The sequence below is a fragment of the Actinocatenispora comari genome (genome assembly GCF_017312725.1).
Taxonomy (GTDB): Bacteria; Actinomycetota; Actinomycetes; order Mycobacteriales; family Micromonosporaceae; genus Actinocatenispora; species Actinocatenispora comari.
The window spans coordinates 26,890-50,236 of the sequence record NZ_BOPO01000023.1; the positions used below are offsets into that span (position 1 = coordinate 26,890).

Annotated in this window: 21 protein-coding genes and 1 tRNA gene; 7 read left to right on the forward strand and 15 right to left on the reverse strand. The window is 74.2% G+C overall.

Going from position 1 to position 23,347, the window contains the following annotated elements; all coding sequences use genetic code 11:
* Positions 1–5: 5 nt before the first annotated feature.
* Positions 6–800, forward strand: coding sequence for an ArsR/SmtB family transcription factor (locus tag NUM_RS08140; protein WP_207124180.1), 795 nt, complete (start codon positions 6–8; stop codon positions 798–800).
* Here NUM_RS08140 and NUM_RS08145 read toward each other — a convergent pair.
* A complete protein-coding gene (locus tag NUM_RS08145) occupies positions 763–1,197 on the reverse strand; it encodes an SsgA family sporulation/cell division regulator (RefSeq protein WP_030444503.1) in 435 nt (144 codons plus the stop codon). The genes NUM_RS08140 and NUM_RS08145 overlap by 38 nt on opposite strands.
* A 297-nt stretch (positions 1,198–1,494) precedes the next feature.
* On the opposite strand from NUM_RS08145, the gene NUM_RS08150 reads away from it, so the two are divergent.
* The gene (locus NUM_RS08150) at positions 1,495–1,953 is read left to right on the forward strand and encodes a TIGR02611 family protein (protein WP_207124181.1); all 459 of its coding nucleotides are present in this window, start codon (positions 1,495–1,497) and stop codon (positions 1,951–1,953) included.
* Positions 1,954–2,005: 52 nt separating this feature from the next.
* Positions 2,006–2,080 (forward strand) — tRNA-Val (locus NUM_RS08155).
* A 221-nt stretch (positions 2,081–2,301) separates the two neighbouring features.
* Here the strand turns inward: NUM_RS08155 and NUM_RS08160 are convergent.
* The 13 genes from NUM_RS08160 to metE all read right to left on the reverse strand — a co-directional run bounded on the left by NUM_RS08160 (position 2,302) and on the right by metE (position 17,569).
* A complete protein-coding gene (locus tag NUM_RS08160) occupies positions 2,302–3,102 on the reverse strand; it encodes an HpcH/HpaI aldolase/citrate lyase family protein (RefSeq protein WP_207124182.1) in 801 nt (266 codons plus the stop codon).
* A 121-nt stretch (positions 3,103–3,223) separates the two neighbouring features.
* Entirely contained in the window at positions 3,224–4,510 is a 1,287-nt protein-coding gene (locus NUM_RS08165) for a CaiB/BaiF CoA transferase family protein (protein ID WP_207124183.1), read from the reverse strand.
* Positions 4,507–5,403, reverse strand: a complete 897-nt coding sequence (gene rbsK, locus NUM_RS08170; RefSeq protein ID WP_207124184.1) for a ribokinase — start codon at positions 5,401–5,403, stop codon at positions 4,507–4,509. Before rbsK ends, NUM_RS08165 begins: the two co-directional genes overlap by 4 nt.
* Entirely contained in the window at positions 5,403–6,800 is a 1,398-nt protein-coding gene (locus NUM_RS08175; RefSeq protein ID WP_207124261.1) for an ADP-ribosylglycohydrolase family protein, read from the reverse strand. The genes rbsK and NUM_RS08175 overlap by 1 nt, the downstream gene beginning before the upstream one ends.
* Complete coding sequence (locus NUM_RS08180; RefSeq protein ID WP_207124185.1) at positions 6,800–7,948, reverse strand: ADP-ribosylglycohydrolase family protein; 1,149 nt, start codon at positions 7,946–7,948, stop codon at positions 6,800–6,802. Before NUM_RS08180 ends, NUM_RS08175 begins: the two co-directional genes overlap by 1 nt.
* A complete protein-coding gene (locus NUM_RS08185; RefSeq protein WP_207124186.1) occupies positions 7,938–9,002 on the reverse strand; it encodes an ADP-ribosylglycohydrolase family protein in 1,065 nt (354 codons plus the stop codon). The genes NUM_RS08180 and NUM_RS08185 overlap by 11 nt, the downstream gene beginning before the upstream one ends.
* Positions 8,999–10,093 carry an ADP-ribosylglycohydrolase family protein gene (locus NUM_RS08190; RefSeq protein WP_207124187.1) on the reverse strand — a complete coding sequence of 365 codons (1,095 nt, stop codon included), beginning with the start codon at positions 10,091–10,093 and terminating at the stop codon, positions 8,999–9,001. The genes NUM_RS08185 and NUM_RS08190 overlap by 4 nt, the downstream gene beginning before the upstream one ends.
* Before the next feature lie 50 nt (positions 10,094–10,143).
* Positions 10,144–11,442, reverse strand: coding sequence for an ABC transporter substrate-binding protein (locus NUM_RS08195; RefSeq protein WP_207124188.1), 1,299 nt, complete (start codon positions 11,440–11,442; stop codon positions 10,144–10,146).
* A 30-nt stretch (positions 11,443–11,472) separates the two neighbouring features.
* Entirely contained in the window at positions 11,473–12,312 is an 840-nt protein-coding gene (locus NUM_RS08200; protein ID WP_207124189.1) for a carbohydrate ABC transporter permease, read from the reverse strand.
* On the reverse strand, positions 12,309–13,235 hold the full coding sequence (locus NUM_RS08205; RefSeq protein ID WP_207124190.1) for a carbohydrate ABC transporter permease: 927 nt from the start codon (positions 13,233–13,235) through the stop codon (positions 12,309–12,311). Before NUM_RS08205 ends, NUM_RS08200 begins: the two co-directional genes overlap by 4 nt.
* 70 nt (positions 13,236–13,305) lie before the next feature.
* On the reverse strand, positions 13,306–14,322 hold the full coding sequence (locus NUM_RS08210) for a LacI family DNA-binding transcriptional regulator (RefSeq protein WP_225918413.1): 1,017 nt from the start codon (positions 14,320–14,322) through the stop codon (positions 13,306–13,308).
* 393 nt (positions 14,323–14,715) lie between these two features.
* On the reverse strand, positions 14,716–15,186 hold the full coding sequence (locus NUM_RS08215; RefSeq protein ID WP_207124191.1) for a hypothetical protein: 471 nt from the start codon (positions 15,184–15,186) through the stop codon (positions 14,716–14,718).
* Positions 15,187–15,277: 91 nt separating this feature from the next.
* Entirely contained in the window at positions 15,278–17,569 is a 2,292-nt protein-coding gene (gene metE / locus NUM_RS08220; RefSeq protein WP_207124192.1) for a 5-methyltetrahydropteroyltriglutamate--homocysteine S-methyltransferase, read from the reverse strand.
* Between the two features lie 94 nt (positions 17,570–17,663).
* Here metE and NUM_RS08225 point away from each other — a divergent pair, with 94 nt between their 5' ends.
* Both NUM_RS08225 and NUM_RS08230 read left to right on the forward strand, forming a co-directional pair.
* Positions 17,664–18,581: a LysR family transcriptional regulator gene (locus NUM_RS08225; protein ID WP_207124193.1), complete on the forward strand. Its 918-nt coding sequence runs from the start codon at positions 17,664–17,666 to the stop codon at positions 18,579–18,581.
* Positions 18,582–18,770: 189 nt separating this feature from the next.
* Positions 18,771–19,256 (forward strand): DUF3761 domain-containing protein, encoded by a 486-nt coding sequence (locus NUM_RS08230; RefSeq protein WP_207124194.1) that lies wholly within the window; start codon positions 18,771–18,773, stop codon positions 19,254–19,256.
* 80 nt (positions 19,257–19,336) lie between these two features.
* Here the strand turns inward: NUM_RS08230 and NUM_RS08235 are convergent, their stop codons facing one another.
* The gene (locus NUM_RS08235; protein WP_207124195.1) at positions 19,337–20,044 is read right to left on the reverse strand and encodes a TetR/AcrR family transcriptional regulator; all 708 of its coding nucleotides are present in this window, start codon (positions 20,042–20,044) and stop codon (positions 19,337–19,339) included.
* A 133-nt stretch (positions 20,045–20,177) separates the two neighbouring features.
* Between NUM_RS08235 and NUM_RS08240 the strand changes: the two genes are divergently transcribed.
* Positions 20,178–21,374 carry an FAD-dependent monooxygenase gene (locus NUM_RS08240; RefSeq protein WP_207124196.1) on the forward strand — a complete coding sequence of 399 codons (1,197 nt, stop codon included), beginning with the start codon at positions 20,178–20,180 and terminating at the stop codon, positions 21,372–21,374.
* A 206-nt stretch (positions 21,375–21,580) separates the two neighbouring features.
* Positions 21,581–23,308, forward strand: a complete 1,728-nt coding sequence (locus NUM_RS08245; RefSeq protein ID WP_207124197.1) for a hypothetical protein — start codon at positions 21,581–21,583, stop codon at positions 23,306–23,308.
* The last annotated feature ends 39 nt before the right edge of the window (positions 23,309–23,347 follow it).

Sequence of the window (23,347 nt, forward strand, 5' to 3'; positions counted from 1 at the left end):
AGGGCATGAGTACCGAGTCGATCGAAGCGGCGAGAGCCGCCGCGCCGGTGGCCGTCGGCGAGGTGGACGTCGCCGCCGTGGCGCGGCTGATCGGTGAGCCGGCGCGGGCGGCGATGCTCGACGCGCTGCTCGCCGGCCGGGCGCTGGCCGCCGGCGAACTGGCCCGCATCGCCGGCGTCTCTCCCGGTACCGCGAGCGAGCACCTGGCCCGGCTGCGCGACGGCGGACTGGTCGAGGTGGTCGCCGCGGGCCGGCACCGCTACCACCGGCTCGCGTCACCCGAGGTCGGCCAGGTGCTGGAGGCGTTGGCGCTGGTGAGCCGGCCCAAGCCGGTACGGACGTTGCGGCAGTCCCGGACCAACGCCGCGCTGCTCGTCGCCCGTACCTGCTACGACCACCTGGCCGGCCAGGTCGGGGTCGCCGTGCACGACGCGCTCGTCACCCGCGAGGCGTTGCGCACCGTTCCGGCCGGGTACGAGCTGACCACGGTCGGGGTGGAGCTGCTGACCGGCATCGGCGTCGACGTGCCGACCGCCCGGTCCGCGCGCCGCGCGTTCGCCCGCCCCTGCCTGGACTTCACCGAACGCCGCAGCCACCTCGCCGGTGCGCTCGGCGCGGCGATCTGCGCGCGCTTCCTCGCCCAGGGCTGGCTGGTCCGCCGGGCCACCGGTGACCGCGCCCTGCGGGTCACCGACGGCGGCCGCCGAACGCTCACCGATGCGTTCGGCATCACCGACGCCCAGGTCGCCGCCGGCGCCGGTGCTACTCCGGGCGCGGCGACTGGCGCAGCAGGCGGCTGACCGCGGACTCGACGTCGAGGTAGCGGCTCTCCTCGCCGGTGGGCACCGCGGCGAAGGTACGCCGCAGGAACCGGACCAGGATCTCCCGCGGCACCTCGAACAGCGCGTTACCGTCGGGCGAGGACAGCGCCAGGGCGACCACGTCGCCCCGCGACGAGGACCACGGCCAGACCCGCACGTCGCCGATGCCGGTCGCCTCGGTCAGCCCGGACACCAACAGATCCCGGGCGAACGACCAGCTCACCGGGCCGCCGGTGACGCCGTCCGGATGGAACAGCACGTGCACCGCGTACGGGTCGGTCGGGTCGTAGCGCAGGCTCGACCGGACCGGGAGCATCACCGAGTCAGGGGCGACAAGCTGGAGTGAGGCTTCGACTTCGACGGTCGTCGGGTGCATCGGCGTCTCCTGGCCTGCTCGGCGGGAACGGCTCGGTCCCGCACTGACGGTAAGACCGGGGCCGACCGTGGGTCATGACAACCCGCCGACCGGTCCCGATCGTCGCTCTGTTCAGGTGATACCCCGTCTCCGGCCGGCGCATACGCCGTTGGCCACAACCTGGCAGAAGTTCGCCGGACGACCCATCCGCGGTCGGGACAAAAGCGGCAGTGGGCCGCCGCCATCCCGGTACCGTCGAGGCAGTACCGGCGACCCGCGCCGGCGATCGGCGAGGCGAGGTGGGCGGTGCCGGGCCAGATGCAGCAACACGATCGGCAACCGCCGACGACCACGCCCGGACAGACGACCACGACGCCCGGACACGCGCACCGGGAGTTGCACCGGCCGCACCCGCTGGACCGGATCCGGGCCACCCCCGGCGGCCGGCTCGCGCTGAAGATCGGGGCGGGGACGCTCGGCGGGGCGCTGGTCGTCCTCGGACTGATCCTGGTGCCGCTGCCCGGGCCGGGCTGGCTGATCGTGATCGCCGGCCTCGCGGTGCTCGCCGTCGAGTACGCCTGGGCCCGGCACCTGCTGCGCTTCACCCGGCGGCAGCTGCACCGCTGGACCGACTGGCTGCTGCGCCGCTCCTGGCCGATCCGCGCCCTGGTCGGCGCGGGCGGTTTCGTCCTGGTTGCGGTCGTGGTGTGGGCATCCGTGCGGGTCAGCTTCGGCATCGACCTCGCCGCCGTCACCTGGGGGTATCTGAACACCTGACCCTGCCCTGCACCCCGGCCGGCACCGTCGGGTACAGTTCTCCACGTCCCGGGCGCGATTAGCTCAGCGGGAGAGCGCTTCGTTCACACCGAAGAGGTCACTGGTTCGATCCCAGTATCGCGCACCACCCAAGGCCCGAAGCCACCGCTTCGGGCCTTGTTCGCGTTCGGCGGTCGCCGCCGTGCGGCGGCTCCTCCGATCCCGGCCAAGCACTCCGCATCGCGACCGACATCCGTCGTTGCCGCACTGTTGTGGCGTTGCCGCCGTCGTGCGGGCAGCCCGCACGACCACGCAGCCAGCCGAAGGGCCCGAGCAGGCCGGCCCCGTCGACCCGACCGGGGCCGGTGGTCAGGGGCGGGCGTCGCGGAGGGTGTTGCGGGCGGTGCGGAGGATGGCTTCGTCGACGAAGCGGCCGTCCGGCAGGGCCGTCGCGCCGGTGGTCTCGACCGCGAGTACGGCGCGGGCGGCGGCCAGTTCCGCCTCCGTCGGGGCGTACTCGGCGGCGATGACCGGCAGTTGCGCCGGGTGGATCGCGGCGCGGCCGTGGAAGCCGAGCCGCCGCCCGGCCCGGCACGACGCGGCCAGCCCGGCCAGGTCCCGGACGTTGGCGTACACCGACTGCGCCGGCGCCGGCAGCCCGGCCGCGCGGGCCGCGACCAGGACCCGGGAGCGCGGGTAGCCGAGACCGTCGTCGGCGTCGGCGGGCAGGCCGAGGTCGGCACGCAGATCGGCCTCACCGAGCCCGATCGAGGCGACGGCCGGGTCCGCGGTCGCGATCCGGTACGCCTGCTCCACGCCCAGCGCCGACTCCAGCAGCGGGTGCAGCGGGCGGCCGGGCAGCCGGGCGGCGACCGCCCGTACGGTGGCCGGGTCCTCGATCTTCGGCAGCCGTACGCCGATCGCGGCCGGCAGCGCGGCGACCATCGCGAGATCCGCCTCGCCGGCACCGGTGCGTACGTCGTTGACGCGTACCTGCACGGCGCGGTCGGTGACCTCGGCCAGCAGCGCGGCCGCCTGCGCGCGGGCGTGGTCCTTGCGGTCGGGGGCGACCGCGTCCTCCAGGTCGACCAGGACCACGTCGGCCGGGCCGGCGAGCGCCTTGGCCACCCGGTCCGGCCGGTCGGCCGGCACGTACAGCGCGGTCAGCATCTCGGGCCCCGGCTCGAACGGCGACTCGGCGGCGTCGACGTCCCGGCGCGGCGCATCGGCTCGGCCCGGCCGAGGACGACGCGCCGCACCAGCCCGGGGCGGACGAGGACGATGCGGCACATCAGATCACCCCGCTGGCGCGGAACGCGGCGATCTCGTCGTCCGGGTAGCCGAGCTCGGCGAGGATCGCGTCGGTGTCGGCGCCCACCGACCGGCCGGTGAACCGGATCGAGCCGGGCGTCGCGGATAGCCGGAACGGCACGTTCTGCATCGCTATCGGGCCGAGGTCGGCGTCGTCGACCCGGACGATCGTGTGCAGCGCGGCGTACTGCGGGTCGGCGGCGATGTCGGACGCGTCGTAGATGGGTGCGACGGCGGCCTGGGCCTGCTCGAACGCGGCGACCACCTCGTCCCGGGTGCGTTCGGCGATCCAGCCGGCGACCGCGCCGTCGAGCTCGTCGGCGTGCGCGACCCGGCCGGCGCCGGTGGCGAACCACGGTTCGCTGACCACCTCGGGCCGCCCCACCAGCCGCATCACCCGCTCGGCGATGCTCTGCGCGCTGGCGGACACGGCGACCCAGCGGCCGTCGGCGCACCGGTACGTGTTGCGCGGGGCATTGTTCGCCGACCGGTTGCCGGTGCGCGGCTGCACGGCGTGCAGCTGGTCCCACTGGGTGATCTGCGGCCCGAGCATCGCGAGCATCGGCTCCACGATGGACAGATCGACGACCTGCCCGGATCCGGTGGTGTGGCGGGCATGCAGCGCGGCGAGCACCGCGTACGCGGCGGCGAACGAGGTGATGCCGTCGGCCAGCCCGAACGGCGGCAGCGTCGGCGGACCGTCCGGCGCACCGGTCATCGCGGCGAACCCGCTCATCGCCTCGGCGAGGGTGCCGAACCCGGGCCGCCGCCGGTACGGGCCGACCTGGCCGAAGCCGGTGATCCGGGCCAGCACCAGGCCGGGGTTGCCTGCCGACAGCTCGTCGTAGCCGAGACCCCAGCGCTCCAGCGTGTCCGGCCGGAAGTTCTCCACCACCACGTCGGCGGTACCGGCCAGCCGGCGGAACACGTCCCGGCCACCGTCGGTGGACAGGTCGAGCGTCATGGTCCGCTTGTTGCGGCCGAGCGTCTTGTACCAGAGGTTGTGGCCGTCCCGGGCGGGGCCGTGGCCGCGGGCCGGGTCCGGCCGGCGCGGGTGTTCGACCTTGATCACGTCGGCGCCCAGGTCGCCGAGGTGCATCGCGGTCAGCGGCCCGGCGAACAGCGTCGAGGCGTCCACCACCCGCAACCCCGCCAGGGCTCCGCCCGACGCCGGCGCTCCCCCGCCCGGTACCGCGCCGGTGGCGCCGGCAGGCACGGATCGCGCGCCGTCGGCGACCGCGCGGGCCGCGTCGTTCGGCGCGGTCATGCGACGCCGCCGAGGAAGGCGTCGATCCGGGCCGCGGTCGGTGCCGAGTCGGACGCGCCGGGCTGCTGGACCGACAGCGCGGCGGCGGCCGACGCCCGGCGCATCGCTTCCGGCATCGCGGCGCCAGCCGCGAGCGCGGCCGCCAGCACGCCGACGAACGTGTCCCCGGCCGCCGTGGTGTCCACCGCGGTGACCGGGAACGCCGGTACCGCAACGGGTTCGGTGTCGGCGGTCGCGTACAGCGCACCGCGCTCGCCAAGGGTCAGCAGCACGTCGCACCGCTTCGCCAGTACCTGCGCCGCCTGGTACGGGTCGTCGACGCCGGCGATGAGCGCCGCCTCGTGCTCGTTGGGTACCAGCAGGTCCACCGCGGCGAGCAGGTCGTCGGGCAGCGGTCGGGCCGGCGCCGGGGTGAGGACGGTGCGCACGCCGCGCGCGTGGGCGTGGTGCGCCGCGGCCCGCACCACCGGCAGCGGCAGCTCCAGTTGCAGCAGCAGCGTGTCCGCGGCGTCGATCGCGGCGGCGTGCGCGGGCAGCAGCTCGGTCAGCGTCCCGTTCGCCCCCGGTACCACCACGATCGTGTTGTCGCCGCCGGCGGCCACGGTGATGTGGGCGGTGCCGGTGGGTACGTCGGTGCGTACCACCGCGGTGGTGTCGACGCCGGCGGCGGCGAGCGCGGCGAGGATACGCCGGCCGAGGTCGTCGTCGCCGACCGCGCCGGCGAACCGGACCGTACCGCCGGCGCGGGCCGCGGCGATCGCCTGGTTGGCGCCCTTGCCACCGGGTACCTGGCGGAACTGCTCGCCGGCGATCGTCTCGCCGCGGCCGGGCAGCCGGGCGGTGGTCGCGACCAGGTCCATGTTGGCACTGCCGAGCACCACGACGTCGGCCATCAGCTGTCCTTCCGTTGGGCGGCAACAGTTCCCGCGACGGCCACCGTACGGTCGGCCAGCTCGTCGAAGCCGATGCCGTCGAAGCCGGGCAGGGTGGAGGCGAGCCGGTTGCGCAGCGGCGCGACCCAGCGCTGCGGCAACGCGCCGGCACCGGTCAGCGCGCCGGCGATCGAGCCGGCGGTGGCACCGTTGGAGTCGGTGTCCCAGCCGCCGCGTACCGCGTAGGTGATCGTCGCGGTGAAGTCGCCGGCACCGTAGGCCAGCGCCGCGGTCAGCAGCGCCGCGTTGTTGAGCACGTGCACCCAGTGCAGCTGCCCGTACTCCGCGGCGATCGCGTCCACCGCGGCCTCGAAGTCGGCGTGCTCGGCGGGCAGCGCCCGGGCGAACCGCACCGCCCGCGCGTAGCGGGAATCCGGTGGTACCGCGGCGAGTCCGGCATCGAGCACCTCGTCGACGGTGTCGGCGACCACGGCGGCGGCACAAGCGGCGGCGACGAACATCGCCCCGTACACGCCGTTGCGGGTGTGGCTGAGCACCGCGTCCCGCCAGGCCAGGTCGGCGGCGGCGAGCGGCGCGCCGGGGTGCGTCCAGCCGTGGACGTCGGCGCGGATCTGCGCGCCGATCCAGTCGGTGAACGGGTTGCGCACCGCCGCGGTGGCCGGCGGCAGGTGGCCGAGCAGCAGGTTGCGGTAGGCGATCCGCTCGGCGGTGAACAGCCGGCCGGCCGGCAGCTCGGTCAGCCAGGCCTGCGCGACGTCCTGTGTGGACAGGGCACGGCCGTGTCGTTCCAGCAGTTCCAGCGCCAGCAGCGCGAAGTTGAGGTCGTCGTCCTCGGGCATCCCGGCGATGTTCTCGGCCAGGCTGGTGGGTGCGCTGCGCCGGTTCCACGGCCAGCGCCGCGCCACCTCCGGCGGCAGCCCGACCGCGGTGAACCAGTCGGTCAGCGGCCAGCGCCCGGTCGCCTCCAGGATCTCCCGGATGCCGGCGCGCGGGATCTTCTCCACCGGCTTGCCGAGCAGGCAACCCGCCGCCCGGCCGAGCCACGCCCCGTGCACCCGGTCGCGGTACCCCGACCGGCCGGCCGGCGAGCGCGGCACGCCGACGTCCTTGCGGTCCGGTACCGCACCGGTGCGCAGCCGGCGGATCGCGGCCAGGTCGGTGGGTTCGGTGCCGTCGAGGTCGGCGGGGCGGCGGTCCAGCTCGTCGAGCACGTCGCCGGCGAGCAGCCGCAACTCGGGTGTCACCGGCCGGTCGGACGCACCGGCGTGCAACGGCTCCGGGTCGCCGCCGGCGGCCACCCAGGCGGTGCGCAGATCGGTGACGTCGACCCCGTCGAGTACCGCCTGGGCCAGGCCGTGCCCGACCAGGTCCTCGGGCTGGACCCAGGTCAGCCGCATCACGACAGCAGCCCGTCGTACCCCGCGTCGACGGCGGCGCGGGCGGTGCGGTCGGCGGTACGGATCCGCCGGGTCACCGCGGCCAACCGCTCCCCCGGACCGACCAGGTCGGTGCGACTCGCGGTCGCGACCGCGGCGGCGAGGTCCGCGTCGACCGCGTCCCGGCCGTGCAGCGCACCGGCGATCGCGCCGGCCATCGACGCGATCGAGTCGGCGTCCCGGCCGTAGTTGACGCTGCCCAGCACCGCCTCCCGCCAGTCGCCCTTGGCCACGACCAGCATGCCCAGCGCCAGCGGCAGCTCCTCGATACTGTGCACCCGGCTCGGCCGGCGGGCGCCGAGCCCCTGGTCCCGGTAGTCGTCGCCGACGGTGTCGTACGGCCGGATCGCGGCCCGCAGCGCACCGGACTCGATCGCCTCGGTCCAGTGCGGCACCGTGCCGGCGGCGGTGGTCACCGCCTCCACGGCGGCCCGGGTGCCGTCCTTCGCCAGGCGCAACGCGGCGGCGACCACGTCGTCGACGGTGGCGCCCGGGGTGGCCGCGGCGGCGACGCAGGCGGCGAGCACCCCGGCCGCCTCCCGGCCGTACGAGGACTGGTGCGCGCCGGCGACGTCGATCGCCTCGGCGTACGCGGCGTCCGGGTCGGCGGCGTTCACGATGCCCACCGGGGCCACGTACATCGCGGCACCGCAGTTGACCGCGTTGCCGACGCCCGCCTCGCGCGGGTCGGCGTGCGCCCAGTGTAGCCGCAGCGCCAGGTACTTCTCGGCCAGGAACACCCGCTGCAGCGGCAGCGCCTCCGCCTCCAGCTCGGGCACCCAGCGGCGCTCGCCGAGCATCAGCGGTACCAGCCGTTGCGCCACGTCGTAGGCGGTCAGGTGGGTGCCGGCCTGCTCGTACACCTCGACGAGCAGGTGTGTCATCAACGTGTCGTCGGTGATGTGCCCGTCGCCCTTGTGGTACGGGGCGATCGGCCGCGCGTTGCGCCAGTCGGCGTAGTACGGGCCGACGATGCCGTCCACCCAGCCGCCCCAACGCTGCGCGATCTGCGCCGGACTCCAGCCCTCCGTCGCGCCGCCCAGGGCGTCACCGACGGCGGCGCCGACGAGGCAGCCGACCGCGCGCGATTCGAGGCTCTCACTGGCCACGGGTGGTCCTTTCCACGATGTCGAGCAGGTCGACCCCGGCGAGCGTGGGGTCGCAACAGCCGGCCAGTCTCCGACAGCGGTCGGCCCAGGACGGCGGCAGTTCGGCGGCGCCGCGTACCGCGCCGAGCAGGGCGCCGGTCAGCGCCGGCGCGCTGTCGGCGAGCGACGGCAACGCGGCCGCGGCGAGGATCGCGTCGATCGTCGGGGTACCGGCGCGCAGCGCCACCGCGGTCAGCGCGGCGGCGACCGGGACGGTCTGGGCCGCCGCGCAGCCGTAGCTGTACACCCGGTCCACCAACTCGTCCAGCAGCGGCACCGCCTCGGCCGGGGTACCGGCGCCGGCGACGAGCGCGAGCGCCCGGCGCAGGGTGCGCCCGGCCAGCTGGTCGATCGGCAGCTGCGCCTCCAGCGCGGCGAGCAGCGTCGGCTCGGGCCGGGAGGCAGCGGTCGCGGGTAGGGAAACCGCGGTGGCGACCGCGGCGGCGACCGCGCGGGCGGCGGTGACCCCGTCGCCGGCGTGGGTGACCTCGGCGTCCCACCCGGCCAGCGTCGCCGCGTGCGCCGGGCTCGTGGCCAGGACGCCGTACGCGACCGCCCGGATCGCGGCGGCGTCGTCGAAGTGGTGCGGGTTGCGCCGGCCGGAGTCCGGCGGCGGCACCCCGCGGCGCAGGTTGTCGACCGCGACCGCCACGGCGATCCGGCCCACCGGTACGGCGCCGTCCGCCACCGCGACCGCCCAGCGGGCGTGCACCGCCGCCCGGTCGGCCGGCAGCGGCGCGGAGCCGGCCAGCGTCCAAGCGACCCACTCGGCGTCGTCGCCCGGACCGAGCCGCAGCGGTGCCGGGTCCTGGTTGAGCGCGAACGGCACCGGCAGCGTGGTGACCGACTCGACCTCGGCGAACGCGTCCAGTTCCCGGCGCAGCCGCCGGGTCCACCCCGGCAGGACCCGGGAGCGGTGGGTACGAGCCGGCCAGCCGGCGGCGTCGCCCACCGCGAGTCCCAGTACGGCGCCGCGGCGGCGATCCGTGCCGGTACGGTCGGTGGGTTCGTTCATCGTCCGGTCCTCGCCTCGGGGCGCGTTCCGGGCCGCGCCGCGACGAGTCGGTCGGCCAGGTCGCGCATGGTCAGCCCGGCGACGACCTCACCCAGGCAGCGTCCGGTCACCGGGCCGATGGCGGCCACCCATTCGGCCGGGATGCCCGCCATGCCGTGACCGGCGCCGCACAGCGCGCCGGCGATCGCGGCGGTGGTGTCCGCGTCGCGGCCCATCGCCACCGCACCCGGTACGGCCCGGCGCAGCTCGCCGTCCGCGGCGAGGGCGGCGCCGAACGCCAGCCCGACCGCCTCCGGGGCGAGGTCGGTCCACGGGTAGGCGCGCACCACCAGCGCGTCGAGCAACGCGTCGGGCCCGGCGGCGGTAGCGGCGGTGGCCAGCGCGGCGGCCGTCCACGAGTCGGCCGGTACCCGAGCACGGGCCGCCGCGAGCATCTCGCCGGGACGGGCACCGGCGAGCGCCGCGGCGACGGCCACGGCGACCGCCTGACCGGCGTACACGCCCTCGCCGTCGTGGCTGACCGCGCCGTCCACGGCGGCCAGCCGGGCCGCGAGGTCGAGATCACCCGCCGCGTACACGCCGTGTACCGCGGCGCGCATGGCGAGGCCGTCGCTCCACGAGTGCAGGTGCTGGCCGGATGCGGGCGGGCGCAGGCCGGCGCGCAGGTTCTCGATGGTGCCCAGCTCGCTGAACCCGGCGCCGGGGAAGCCACCGGAGCGGCCGGCGAGGTGGCGTACCCAGGCGTCGGCGACCTGTTCGCTGGTCAGGGCCGCGCCGTGCTCGATCAGCAGCAGCGCGCTGAACGCCGCGTACTCGGTGTCGTCGGTTCCGGCCGGCTCGTCGCGCAGGAACCCGGTCACCGGCCCCCACCGCTCGGCGATGGCCGCGGCGGTCATGTTCTCCGCCGGTGCGCCCATCGCGTCCCCGATCGCGAGGCCCAGCAGGCAACCCCGGGCCCGGTCCCGGGCGGCATCGTCCCGGTCCGCTCCGTCGCGGGCGGGTTGGTCCCGGGCGGTGCCGTCCTGGTCGGCCCGCCGGGTGGCCTCGTCCCGGGCGGGTTGGGCGGCGCCGGCCGGGCGGCGTGCGGGCAAGGCTGCCCGGCCGGGCGCGGGGCGCCCGGCCGGCGCGGCGGCGTCGCGGTTCAGTGTCCGCCCCCGGCGACCTGCTTCCAACCCTTGGTGAGCTGGTCGGTGAGCGTGCTGGCGCTGATGTCGTTCGCCAGGTACCGCTGCAGGGTCGGGGTGGCGATCTGGTCCTTCCACTGTGGATAGTCCTGGGCGTGCAGGAACGGCGCGTCCACGCTGTTCTCGCCGGAGACCAGGATCTGGCCCCAGCCGTCCTTGCCACCGGTCTGCTCGCGTACCGCGGTCCGGGCACTCGCGGTGGCCGGGATCAGCCAGTCGCTGCGCGCCAGCTTCGCCAGGTTCGCGTCGGCGACGAAGTAGTCGATGAACTGCGCCGCCTCCTTGACGTGCTTGGTCGCCTTGGACACCGACAGCGTCTGCGCGCTCGCCGGCTGGGCGCTGCTGGTACCGGCCAGCGGCGGCAGCACCGCCCACTGGAACCCCTTCGGCGCCTGCTCCTGGATCTGCTGCGCGACATAGGATCCGGCCACCATCATCGCGTACTTGCCGGCGTAGAAGCCGGGCAGCACGTCGCCGCCGGACTGGGTCAGGCTGGTCGGGTCGATCGACCTGTCGTCGTAGGCCATCGCGTGGATGCGCCGCGGCACCTGCATCTCGGCGGTACCGACGGTGATGCTCGCCTTGTCCCCGCTGGTGCTGAACCACTTCCCGCCGAAGTTCGCGGACAGGCTGAGCACGGTGGCGGCCGGCTGCTTCAGCCCCCAGCCGACGCCGTGGCTGCCCTTGCCGGTCAGCTTCTTCGCCATCGCCCGGAAGTCGTCCCAGGACAGCGACTTCCCGGTCGGTACCGGCACGCCGGCCTTGGCCAGCGCCGTGGTGTTGGCGAACACCACGTACGTCTGCTGCAGGGTGGGCACCGCGATCAGCTTGCCGTCGACGGTCAGCGAGTTCCACACCCCGTCGGCGACGTTGCCGCGCAGCGTACTCGACACGTACGGCTTCAGGTCGGCGAAGTAGCCCTGCTGGCCGAAGCCGACGATGTCGGCGTTCTCGTCGTGGATGATGTCCGGCGCGGTGCCGCCGGCCAGCTGGGTGACGAGCTGGTCGTGCACGTTGTCCCAGCTGCCCTGGATCAGCTCGACCTGCACCTTGGGGTGCTCGGCGTTCCAGGCCTTGACCGCCTTCTTGGTCTGCGCCACGGTCGTGTCGGCGAAGGCCAGCGACTGGAACTTCAGGTGCACCGTGCCGTTCGAGTCGGTGTCGTCGGAGCTGCTGCCGCCGCCGCTGGTCGCGCAGCCGGTCAGGGTCGCCGCCGTGGCCGCGAGCATCGCGGTCAGGGCCGTCCTTCTCTGCATGAGGGGTTCCTTCCTTCACCTGTGGCGGGGTCAGCCCTTGACCGCGCCGGCCAGCAGGCCGGAGGTCAGTCGACGCTGCATCAGTGCGAAGAAGACCAGGCTGGGGATCATCGACAGCAGCGATCCCGCGGCGAGCGGGCCGAGCTGTACCTGTCCCTCCTGGCCGACGAAGCGGGCGAGCGCCAACGGCAGGGTGTTGAGCTGGGGGTCCTGGATGAGCACGAGCGCGAAGAAGAACTCGTTCCAGGACAGGACGAACGCGAACATCGAGGTGGCCGCGATGCCCGGGAGCAGCAGCGGAAACACGATGGAGGTCAGGGTGCGCAGCCGGCTCGCGCCGTCGGTGGCCGCCGCCTCCTCCAGTTCGGCGGGGATCTTCGCGACGTAGCCCTGGAGCATCCAGAGGGCGAACGGCAGCGACCACACCAGGTCGACGAGGATCAGGCCGACCAGCGAGTCGATCAGCCCGAACTGCTTGAGGATCAGGAACAGCGGTACCACGATCAGGATGATCGGGAACACCTGGGACACCAGGATCCAGCCCATCGCCACGCCGCGCAGCCGACTGCGGAACCGGGCCAGCGCGTACGACGCGGGCACCGAGACGAGCACCACCAGCACCGTGGTGCAGCCGGCCACGATCAGGCTGTTCGCACCGGCCCGCAGCAGGTCCTGCTGCTCGATCGCGGCCCGGAAGTTGGCCAGCGAGAACGAGTCCGGGAGCAGGCTCGGCGTCAGCGACGCCAGCTCGCGCGGCGTCTTGAACGACGTGGACAGCAGCCAGACCAGCGGGAAGCCGAGCAGGACGACGTAGCCGGCGAGCGCGAGGTAGGACAGCGCCCGGCCGAGGGTGAACCGGCGTGAGGTCACTGGGCGGCCCGCCTTTGCGCGCGCAGGTACACGAACATCAGCAGCACGATCACCACGACGGTCACCACGCCCATCGCGGCCGCCAGCCCGAAGTTGCCGTACTTGAAGGCCTCGTTGTAGGCGAACAGCATCGGCAGCATCGTCTTGCCGCCGGGCCCGCCCGCGGTGAGCACGTACACCAGGCCGAACTCGTTGAACGACCAGATGAAGTCGAGCGTGGTGATGGCGACGATGACCGGCCGCAGCGACGGCAGCACGAGGTGCCAGAACCGCTGCCAGGTGTTGGCACCGTCGACCGAACCGGCCTCCAGTACGGCCGGGTCGACCGACTGCAGCCCGGCGAGCAGCACCACGGTGGTGGCGGGCATTCCGACCCAGACGCCGACGAACACGACCGCCGGTAGCGCGGTGGAGAAGTCGCCCAGCCAGTTGACGTTGTGGTCGATGATGCCCAGCGTGGACAGGATCCCGTTCACCGGGCCGGACCGCGGGTCGTACATCAGCTTCCACATGATCGCGATGATCACCGGCGGCATCGCCCACGGGATCAGCGCCAGCACCCGGGCGAACGCGGCACCGCGCAGCCGCATGTTCAGCAGCACCGCGAGCCCGAGCGCGAGCAGGAACTGCAGCACCGTCACCGAGACCGCCCAGATCAGCCCGATCTTGAACGAGTCCCAGAACAGCCCGTACGAGCCGAGGTCGGCGAAGTTGCCCAGCCCGACGAACGCGCCCGGCCGGCCGGCCGTGGTGTCGGTGAACGCGAGGTAGATGCCCTGCAGCAGCGGCCACACCGACAGCAGCGCCACCGGAATCAACGCCGGCAGTACCAGGATGGTGCCGCCGCGGTCACGCCGGCGCCGGGGCGCGGTGGGCCGGGTCGGCGCCGGTACCGGCGGGTCGAGTGTCGCGTGCTGGCTCATCGGCCCTCCCCGTTCGTCGGCAGCCCGACGAGGCACGAGACACCGCACCCGTGATTCGTTCGCCGCTCGCTCATCGGTCACCTTCCCGGGCCGGCGTGGACGATTCGCGAACGGTCAGCCAGGGGTCGACGACGACCCGCTCGGCCGGCCGGTCCGGGTCGGCGATCCGGGCCAGCAGCAGCCGGGCGGCCGCCGCACCGCGCTCGCCGGAGCCGAGGTTGACGCTGGTCAGGCCGGGCGAGACCACCGCCGCCAGGTCGGTGTCGTCGATGCCGACCACGGCAAGGTCGTCCGGCACCCGGATGCCGCGCGAGTGCGCCACCCGCATCACACCGAAGGCGAGCAGGTCGTTGGCGCACAGCACCGCGTCCGGCCGGTCGTCGAGCACCCGTTCGGCGATGTCGCGGCCGGCGTCGACGGTGAACGCGGCCGCCGCGTAGCGACGCCCGGCGCCGGCCAGCAGCCGCTCGTCGGCCCGGTCGAACCCGCGTTGCCGGGCGGTGCCCGGCACGGTGTCGACGGGACCGTTGACGAACGCGATCCGGTGCCGGTCGGTGTCGACCAGGTGCTGCATCGCCAGCTGCACCCCGGCGGCCGAGTCGGCCTGCACCGCGTCCAGCGGTACCGCCGCGGGCGGGGTGCCGATGACCACGGCCGGGTGCCGCAGCCGTTGCAGCGCCTGCAGGATCGGCTCGGTCATCCGCAACGGGCTGATGATCACGCCGTCGGCGTAGCCGCTGGACAGCCCGTCCAGGATGGCGATCTCCTCGGCCACCTCGGAGTTGCCGGTGGACAGCAGCAGCCGGTAGCCGGCGTCCTTGACCACGGCGGCGACGGCGCGCATCAGGCCGGTGTAGACCGGGTTGCCGACGTCGGGCACCACCAGGACGAGTTGCTCGGTGCGGCCGACCTTGAGCGACCGGGCCCGCGCGTCCGGGGTGTACCCGAGCGAGTCGACGGCGGCGCGCACCCGGGTGGTCATCTCGCGGCTCGCCGGCAGCCCGTTCAGGACCCGGGAGACCGAGGCGACGGACACTCCGGCCAGGTCGGCGACCTGACTGAGCGTAGGGCGTGCGGACAGCGTCAACCCACCGCTCCTCTCCGGACGGTCAGCTGCAAACGTTCTTGTAAACGACTACAGCGGCAAGCTACAGCACGCTTCCGGGCGCGTCAACGGTCGATTTCGCGGCAGAACACGCAGGTTGTGGCCGTATGAACCGACCAGGCCGGGGCCCGCGATCGGGCCCACGGCGCGCCGCTGTACGTCGTCGGACCTGCACCGATGCTTGGCTACGGTGCGTCATCGTCGACCGGCGGTACCCCCGGACGGCGAACCGCGGCGGCGACCAGTGTGGTCGCCGCCGCGGCGGGTTGCGCTCCGTTCGGCCCGGCCGACCCGTCCGGTCGAGCCGGGGCCCGGTGCAGGGCCGGGCTCGGCGGACGGCCGGGTTGGGGGCCGGGCGGCCCGGTCTGGACGGACTCAGTGGAAGGTGAGGGTGACCGAGTCGACGGTCTCGCTTCCCGGGCACAGGAAGCTGCCGGAGGTCTTGGTCGCCGTGTACGGCCCACCGGTGTAGGTGCGGGTGCCGCTGGTCGCGGTGACGGTCAGATCGGTGACCTGGTACCCGCAGGAGATGCCGGCAACGGTGGCGGAGACGTCGATCTCCGGCGAGGTCGCGGTACCGGCGGCGTCGTCGAACGTGACGCTGGGGTCGTTGGCGAGGCTGGCGCTGATGCTCCCGCCGCAGCTGGCCGACACGGTGGTGTGGTCGATGGTCAGCGCGTGGGGTGGTACGTCGCTGGTGGTGGCGTTGGTCCAGCTGCAGGTCGAGCCGGCGACGGTGATCGAGCCGTCGACCTGGCCGCCGGCGGCGTGGGCGGCGCCGCTGCCGAACAGCAGCGCCGCGCTGGCCGCGGCGGTCACGCCGACGAGGGTACGGACGGGCTTCATGGTGGGCCTCCTCGCTGCGGGAAAACACGAAGAAGTTTCGTAACCATCGAAGCACATTACGATGAATCCGTCTATATCCAGTTAAATATGCTCAATGCTGCCGAGCCGGCACGGGATCGGCGCTGCGCACCTCCCGTGCCGCCGCGACCAGGTTGCGCAGCGCGGCGGTCACCTCCGGGTAGCCGCGGGTCTTCAACCCGCAGTCCGGGTTCGCCCACACCCGGCCGGCCGGCAACGCGGCCAGCGCGGCGCGCAGCCCGGCGGCGATCTCGTCGGCCGGCGGCACCCGGCGCGAGTGAATGTCGTACACGCCGGGCCCGAGGCCGCGGGCGAACGAGTGCACCGCCCGCTCGGCCAGGATCCGGCCGTGCGAGCGGGCCGACTCCACGCTCGTCACGTCGGCGTCCAGCGCGTCGATCGCGGCGAGTACCGCCTCGGCGTCGGAGTAGCACAGGTGGGTGTGGATCTGGGTGGCGTCGCCGGCGCCGGAGGTCGCCCGGCGGTACGCGGCGACCGCCCAGTCCAGGTAGTCGTCGCGCTGCGCGGCACGCAGCGGCAGCAGCTCGCGCAGCGCCGGCTCGTCCACCTGCACGATGCCGATCCCGGCCGCCTCCAGGTCGGCCACCTCGCCCCGGATCGCGTCCGCCACCTGGTGCACCACGGTGCGCAGCGGCAGGTCACGGCGCACGAACGACCACGCGACGATCGTCACCGGTCCGGTCAGCATCCCCTTCACCGGCCGGTCGGTCCGCGACTGCGCGTAGCTCGCCCAGCGCACCGTGATCGGCCCGGCCCGGCGCACGTCGCCGTGCAGGATCGGCGGCCGGGTGCAGCGCGACCCGTACGACTGGACCCAGCCGTGGCGGGTGACCGCGAAGCCGTCCAGGTGCTCGGCGAAGTACTGCACCATGTCGTTGCGTTCCGGCTCGCCGTGCACCAGCACGTCCAGGCCGAGCTCCTCCTGCAGCGCCAGCACCCGGTCGATCTCGGTCGCGATGATCCGGTCGTACTCCGCGGGATCGAGCCGGCCGGCCGTCAACGCGGCGCGGGCGGCGCGCAGCTCGCCGGTCTGCGGGAACGAGCCGATCGTGGTGGTCGGCAGATCCGGCAGGGCGAGCCGGGCGGCCTGCGCGACGGCGCGCACCGGGTACGGCGAGCGCTGCGCGACCGGCGGCAGCTCGACCGGCGCGGCAGCCGGTACCGGGGTCGGGATCGCCCCGGTGTCGCCCGCGGCGAGCGCCACCACCTCGTCGACCTTCTGCGCCGCGAACGCGAGCCGCCCGGTCAGCTCGGCCGGCAGCTCGGTCTCCGCGGCCAGGTCGTACGGCACGTGCAGCAGCGAGCACGACGTGCTCACCGCGACGGTCGCACCGGTGCCGCGCAGCCGCTCCAGCTGCCCGGTGGCGCGCGCCGGGTCGGTACGCCAGACATCCCGCCCGGATACCACGCCGGCGACGATCACCTTGCCCCGCAAGGCATCCAGCTCGTCCGGCAGCTCGCCACGAACCAGGTCCAGGCCGATCGCCTCGACCGGAGCGGCGGCCAGCACCGGCAGCGCCTCGCCCAGCGCACCGAAGTACGAGGCGACGAACAGCGCGGGCCGGTGCGCCAGCCCGCCGAGCCGCCGGTACGCGGTGGCCGTCGCGGCCAGCTCGTCCGCGCTCCGGTCCGCGACCAGCGCGGGCTCGTCCAGCTGCACCCAGCCGACCCCGGCGTCGGCCAGCGCGCCCAGGATCTGCTCGTACGCCTCCAGCACGGCATCGAGCCGGGACAGCGGGGCGAACCCGGCGGGCGCGTCCGCGGTCGGCTCGGACAGCAGCAGGAACGTCACCGGCCCGAGCAGTACCGGGCGGGTCTCGACGCCGAGCGCCCGTGCCTCGGCGTACTCGGTCAGCGGCTTGCTCGGGTCGGCCCGGAACCCGGTGTCCGGCCCGATCTCCGGCACCAGGTAGTGGTAGTTCGTGTCGAACCACTTCGTCATCCGCAACGGCGCGAGCCCGGCGGCGCCGCGGCCGGCGGCGAACGCGGTGTCCTCCGGCGTGTCCCGCCGGTACCGCTCGGGTACCGCGCCGAGCAGCAGCGCGGCGTCGAACACGTGGTCGTAGTCGGAAAACGTGTTGGACACCTGGCCCGCCAGGCCGCGCCGGGCGAGGTCGGTCCAGGTCTCAGCGCGCAGCCGGCGGCCGGTCTCGCGCAACTCGGCGAGGCCGGCCCGACCGTCCCAGTACGCCTCCATCGCCCGCTTCAGCTCCCGCCGCGGCCCGATCCGCGGGTACCCGAGGATCGTCGCCGCCGGGAACTCCGGCGTGCGGGCGCCGGGCTCGGGTACCGGCGGGGTGACTGGCTGCGGCACGGCTGGCTGCGGCACGGGTGGCTGCGGCATGGGAGATCTCCTCGGGCCTCGCGAAGTACGGGTCCGGGCAGGCTAGCCAGCCGCGCCACCCGGCCGGTGGATCAATTTGCGATACTTATCGCTGGTGACGGAGGTGGGAGGAGTGATGGCGCGGCTGCCGGCACTGCGGGACGTGCGTTGCTTCGTCACCGTGTCCGAGCTGCGTTCCTTCTCCGCCGCGGCCCGCTCGCTCGGCCTGTCCCAACCGGCGATCAGCCAGGCGGTCGGCCGGTTGGAGCGGGTGCTCGGCTGCCGGCTGCTGGAGCGCAGCAGCCGGTCGGTGCGGTTGTCGGCCGCCGGCGAGGCGCTGCTGGCACCAGCCCGTTCGGTACTGACCGAGGCCGGCGCGCTCCTCTCCGCAGCCGACCGGTGGACGGCCGCGCCGGGCCCGACGATCACGCTTGCTTATCCACCGATTCTCGGCACGTTCGCGGCCCGGGTCGCCCGGCGGCTGACCCGCCGGCAGCCCGGCGCCGAGGTGCTGCTGCGCTCCGCCGGCCAGCGGGAGGCCACCGAACTGGCCGCGGCCGGTACCGTCACCGCGGCGATCCTCACCGCGCCGGTGCCGATCCAGCTGACCGCGATCCCGCTGTTCACGGTGGCGGTCGACCGGCTCGCGGTACCGGCCGGCGACCCGCTCGCCGGCCGCCGCGCACTGGGCCTGTCGGCGCTGGCCGGCCGCCGCGTGCTGGTGCCGGCACGGCGCCCACCGGGCGGCCCGTGGCCCGCGCTGGTCGCGGCGCTGCCACCGCGCAGTCCGTACCCGGCCGCCGACGACCTGGAGGACCCGTCGGCGGCGCTGGATCTGGTCGCCGCCCGGATCGCGCTGCTGCCGCTGCCGAGCCTGGTCGCCGACACCGTGCGGCGTCCGGACGTCCGGTTCGTACCGCTGGCGGATCCGCCGCCGCCGCTGCGGTTCCGCCTCGCCTGGTCGAACGACACTCCCGACCCGGCGGTCCTGCTGCTCGCCCAGTCCGTGCAGCAGCTCCTGCAGACCCGCTGAGCCGCCGGTACGGGCGGGGCGCGGGCACCGATCGGGTCGGCGGCGGCGGCCGAGTCGTACCGCGACCGGCACGAACGGTTGGTGCCGATGGGTCGGCAGGACGATGGTGGCCAAACACGACACGCCATAACGTTCCGGAGTCGGTCGCCTACACGTCCTGGGCGACCATCGACCGCCCCGGAGATGGCCATGACGCCGCAGAACACCGTCCCGATCCCCCGACACCGACGACTCCGCCGGCTGGTACTGGCCCTTGCCGCCTCGACCGCCCTCGGCCTCGCCGGCTGCGGCCCCGCGACACCGAACGAACCGGCACCGTCCGACAGCGCCGCCTCGGCGGGCGCGCCGACCACCGCGCCGGCCACCGAGTCGACCGGAACAGCGGCGTCGCCGACGTCGACCGCCGCCGCACCGACCCCGTCACAGCAACTCCGTACACACGCGCCGGCGGCCCGGCCCACCACCGCGGCGGCCCGGCCCACCGCACCGCAGACCCCCGCCGCCTGCGGCAGGGACTACTACCGCAACTCGGACGGTCGCTGCGTGCACCGGCCGGTCACCGCGCCGGCCGCACCGCCGGGTGCGACCGCGAAGTGCAACGACGGCACGTACAGCTACAGCCAGCACCGGCAGGGAACCTGCTCCGGCCACGGCGGCGTCGCGGTCTGGCTGTAGCCGATCTATCTGTCCACTGTGGACTGGCCGGTCGTGATGGCTGGCCCGTGCCGGCTCGCTGAGCCCGGCGCCAGCGTCCGTCAGGTGGCGGCGCGTCGGGCGATGAGCAGCTCGACGCCGTCGAGGATGCGGGCCAGGCCGAAGTCGAGCGCCTGGTCGCTGCCGCCCTGCTGGACGGTCGCGTCGAGGGCGGCGGTGAGTGCCGGGTAACGATCCCGGTGCTCGCGCAGCACCGCGGCGACGCCCTGCTGCAGGTTCTGCTCCGGGCTCGCCGCGCCGGCAGCCGCGTCCTGCTGCGCGATCGAGCGGACGTGGCCGATCAGCGTCGCGGCGACGTCGAGCTTCTCGCTACCGGTCAGGCCGGTGCCGGCCAGCCGGGCGCAGGCGACCTCCATCCAGGACAGCTCGTTCGGGCCGACCGGCCGCGGGCCGACGGTGGTGGCCAGCGCCCACGGGTGCCGCAGGTACCCGGCGAAGACGTGCCGGGCCCACTCCCCCAGCGCCGGCCGCCACGGCCCGGCCGGCAGCTCCGGTGCGGAGCCGAGCGCGACCTCGGTCATCAGCGCGATCAGCTCGGCCTTGCCCGGAACGTACCGGTACAGCGCCATCTTGGTGACGTCCAACGCCTCGGCGACGCGCTGCATGGTGACCGCGGTCAGGCCCTCGGCGTCGGCCAGCTCGATGCCGGCGGCCGCGATCCGGTCGTGCGTGAGCGTCGGCTTCGGGCCACGCCGGCCGGCGGGCGGCTGGTCCCAGAGCAACGCGAGCGAGTCCTTGCGTACCGCCATCGGCTTCCTCCCTGCCGTCGAACTGCCCTGCCGTCGAACTGCCACTCAACCAGTTCCGGGATCCCTCTTGCCCGCGGGCCAGATCTGTGTCTATTGTAATCTGTATCCAGAGGAAACAGTTGAGGGAGTGGTTATGGCAGCGGCACTGAACGGCTATCGCGTCCTCGTCTCCGGTGCCGGCGTCGCCGGTCCCGCGCTCGCCTGGTGGCTCGCCCACCACGGCGCCGAGGTCACCGTGGTGGAGAAGGCGCGCGCGCTGCGGGAGAGCGGCTTCGCGGTCGACTTCCGCGGCCCGACCCACCTCGGCGTGCTGGCCCGGATGGGCGTGCTGGACGAGCTGCGCGCGGTGCAGACCCACGGCAACGCGATGTGCAGCGTGGACGAGCAGGGTCGGGAGATCTTCACCCTGCCGGCCGAGTTCACCGGCGGCGAGCTCGAGGTGTACCGGCGTGACCTGTCCCGGGTGTTCTACGAGCACAGCCGCGGCAGCTGCCGGTACCTGTTCGGCGACGAGATCGTCGAGCTGACCGACGCCCCCGACGGCGTGCGGGTCAGCTTCGCCGGCGGCGACACCCAGCGCTACGACCTGGTCGTCGGCGCGGACGGGCTGCACTCGGCGGTGCGCCGGTTCGCGTTCGGCCCGGAGTCACGGTTCGTGCGCCACCTCGGCTACCACATCGCCGGGTGGGAGCTGCCCAACGACCTCGGCGCCGACCGCACCTCCCGGCAGTACAACCAGCCGGGGCGGATGGCGAGCGTCGCGGCCGACCTGCGGGTCGCCGACACCGCCGGGGTGATGGCCGTCTTCCGGTCCGGCCCGGCGAGCGTGGGCTGGCACGACCGGGACGCGCAGAAGGCGTTCGTCACCGCGGCGCTGGACGGGATGGGCTGGCACGTACCCCGGCTGCTGGCCGGTCTCGCCGACGCCGACGAGCTGTACTTCGACGCCATCGCCCGGGTGCACGCGCCGCACTGGACCGCCGGGCGGGTCGCGCTGCTCGGCGACGCCGCGTGGGGAGTCACCCTCGGCGGGATGGGCGTGGGCACCGGCGTGGTCGGCGCGTACGTGCTGGCCGGCGAGCTGGCCGCGGCGCGCGGCGCGCACGTCCCGGCGCTGGCCGCCTACGAGCAGCGGATGCGGCGGTTCGCCGGGCGCTGGCAGCGCGGCGCGCAGCCCGGCCGGTTCCTCGCCCCGGCGACCCGGTACGGGCTGGCACTGCGCAACGGCATGTTCGCCAACCGGGTGGTGCGCAAGATGATGCTGTCCGGCACCCGGTCGCTCGCCACCGACGCCGGCCTGCCCGACTACGCGCCCGCGTCGATCGGCTGACCGCCGATGCCGAGGCGCCCGCGACGGTCAGCCGTGCCGCGGCCGGTCGCCCGCACCCGGCCCGGTGCGCCGGGCCCCGGACGGCGCCGCCGGTCGTAGCCCGGGCCGCACCCGGCGAACCACACCATCTGGACATTCGGTCCGGCACTGCCTACCGTGTGAGAAACCGATTTCTCACAGTCAGCGCGGCCGAGGAGATGATGGCGATGGACGGTGGGCTGTCCCGCAGACGGTTCGTGGTGGGGGCGCTGGCGCTGCCGCTGGCGGCGGTCGCGGCACCGCGCGCGGCGACCGCCGGGTCCGGTGCCACCAGGGCGATGTCCGGGTTGGTCGAGCCGGACTCGACGTTCTTCGGCACGGTCGACCTGCCGTACGCGGCGCAGCTGCAGACCGGCAGCGACGGCGACCTGTGGCCGGGCGCGTGGGCCGACGACGACGCGCTGTACGCGGCGAACGGGGACGGCCGTGGTTTCTCCGACCAGCCGTCCGCCGATCTGGTCGCCAACCGCATCACCGGTACGCCCGGCGACCAGCTGACCGGCACCCGGCTCGCGGCGGGCGACGCGATCTGCCCGGTGTGGTCGGATCCGGCAAGCTACAACCGCAAGCCGACCGGGATGCTCGCGATCGACGGCAACGGCGACGGCGCCGACGAGCTCTACCTCGCGGTCCAGGACCTGCGGTACGGCGACGGCGCCTTCGACGACGCGGCGGCGGCGAGCGTCGCGGTCTCCACCGACCACGGCGTCACCTGGACGCACACCGACACGCCGATGTTCACCGACCACGTGTTCACCACGGTGTTCTTCCTCGACTTCGGCAAGAGCAGCGAGCACCGCAGCGTGCTCGGCGCCGCCGACGCCGGCTACGCCTACGCGTACGGGTTGGACGGCAACTGGCGCACCTCGTACGTGCACAGCGTGCCGGACCCGGTCGACCTGTACCTGGCCCGGGTGCCGATCGGCTCGATCACCGACCGGTCGAGCTGGCAGTTCTGCACCGGCGTCGACGCGAACGGGCGGCCCGGGTGGTCGAGCGACATCGGCGCGCGCTCGGCGGTACTGCACGACGAGCGGCGGCTGTACCCGACGATCAGCCAGAACCCGAAGAACGGGCCGACCGACCTGTCGGTGCTTGCCCAGGGCAGCGTGCTCTACCACCCGGCGCTGGATCGCTACCTGTACACCTCGTGGACCGAGTACACGTTCGAGTTCTACGAGGCGCCGGCGCCGTGGGGGCCGTGGACACTGTTCCTGCACAAGGACTTCGGGCCGTACCCGTGGTGGGGGTCGTCGCCCGGCCCGAAGAACGGCGGCTACGCGACGACGATCCCGTCGAGGTACGCCGCGGCCGACGGGACGTCGATGTGGGTGCAGTCGAACTGGTTCGTGGGCGCCGACAACGGCCCGACCAACTACGACTTCTCGCTGCGCGAGCTGCGCCTGACGCCCTGGCGGGACACCACCCCGGGCAACCCGCGGGACGCGAGCGTGAACCTGGCCCGTACCGCGCCGGGCACCGTACCGATCGACCGGACCGCGCACTACGGCCGGCTCGGCGTGCTCAACGACGGCGACCCCACCGGCAGCGAGGACTCCTGGAACGGCACCGCCGCCGACACCGACCAGTGGGGGTACACCTGGCCACGGGCCTACTCGCTGAACCGGGTCGTCTACACCACCGGCGCCGTGTTCGCCGACGGCGGCTGGTTCGGCGCCGACCTGCGGGTGCAGGTACGCCAGCAGCACGCCTGGGTGGACGTCACCGGGGTGAGCGTCGACCCGGCCTACCCGTACTCCGCCGACGCGGGGGCCAACGTCGCCTACACGTTCCGGTTCGACGACACCTGGGGCGACGGGGTACGCATCGTCGGCACGCCCGGCGGAGCCGAGCACTTCACCTCGATCGCCGAGCTGGCCGCGTACTTCGACTGAGCCGCAACGCAGGCCGGCGCGGGTGCCAGGCACCCGCGC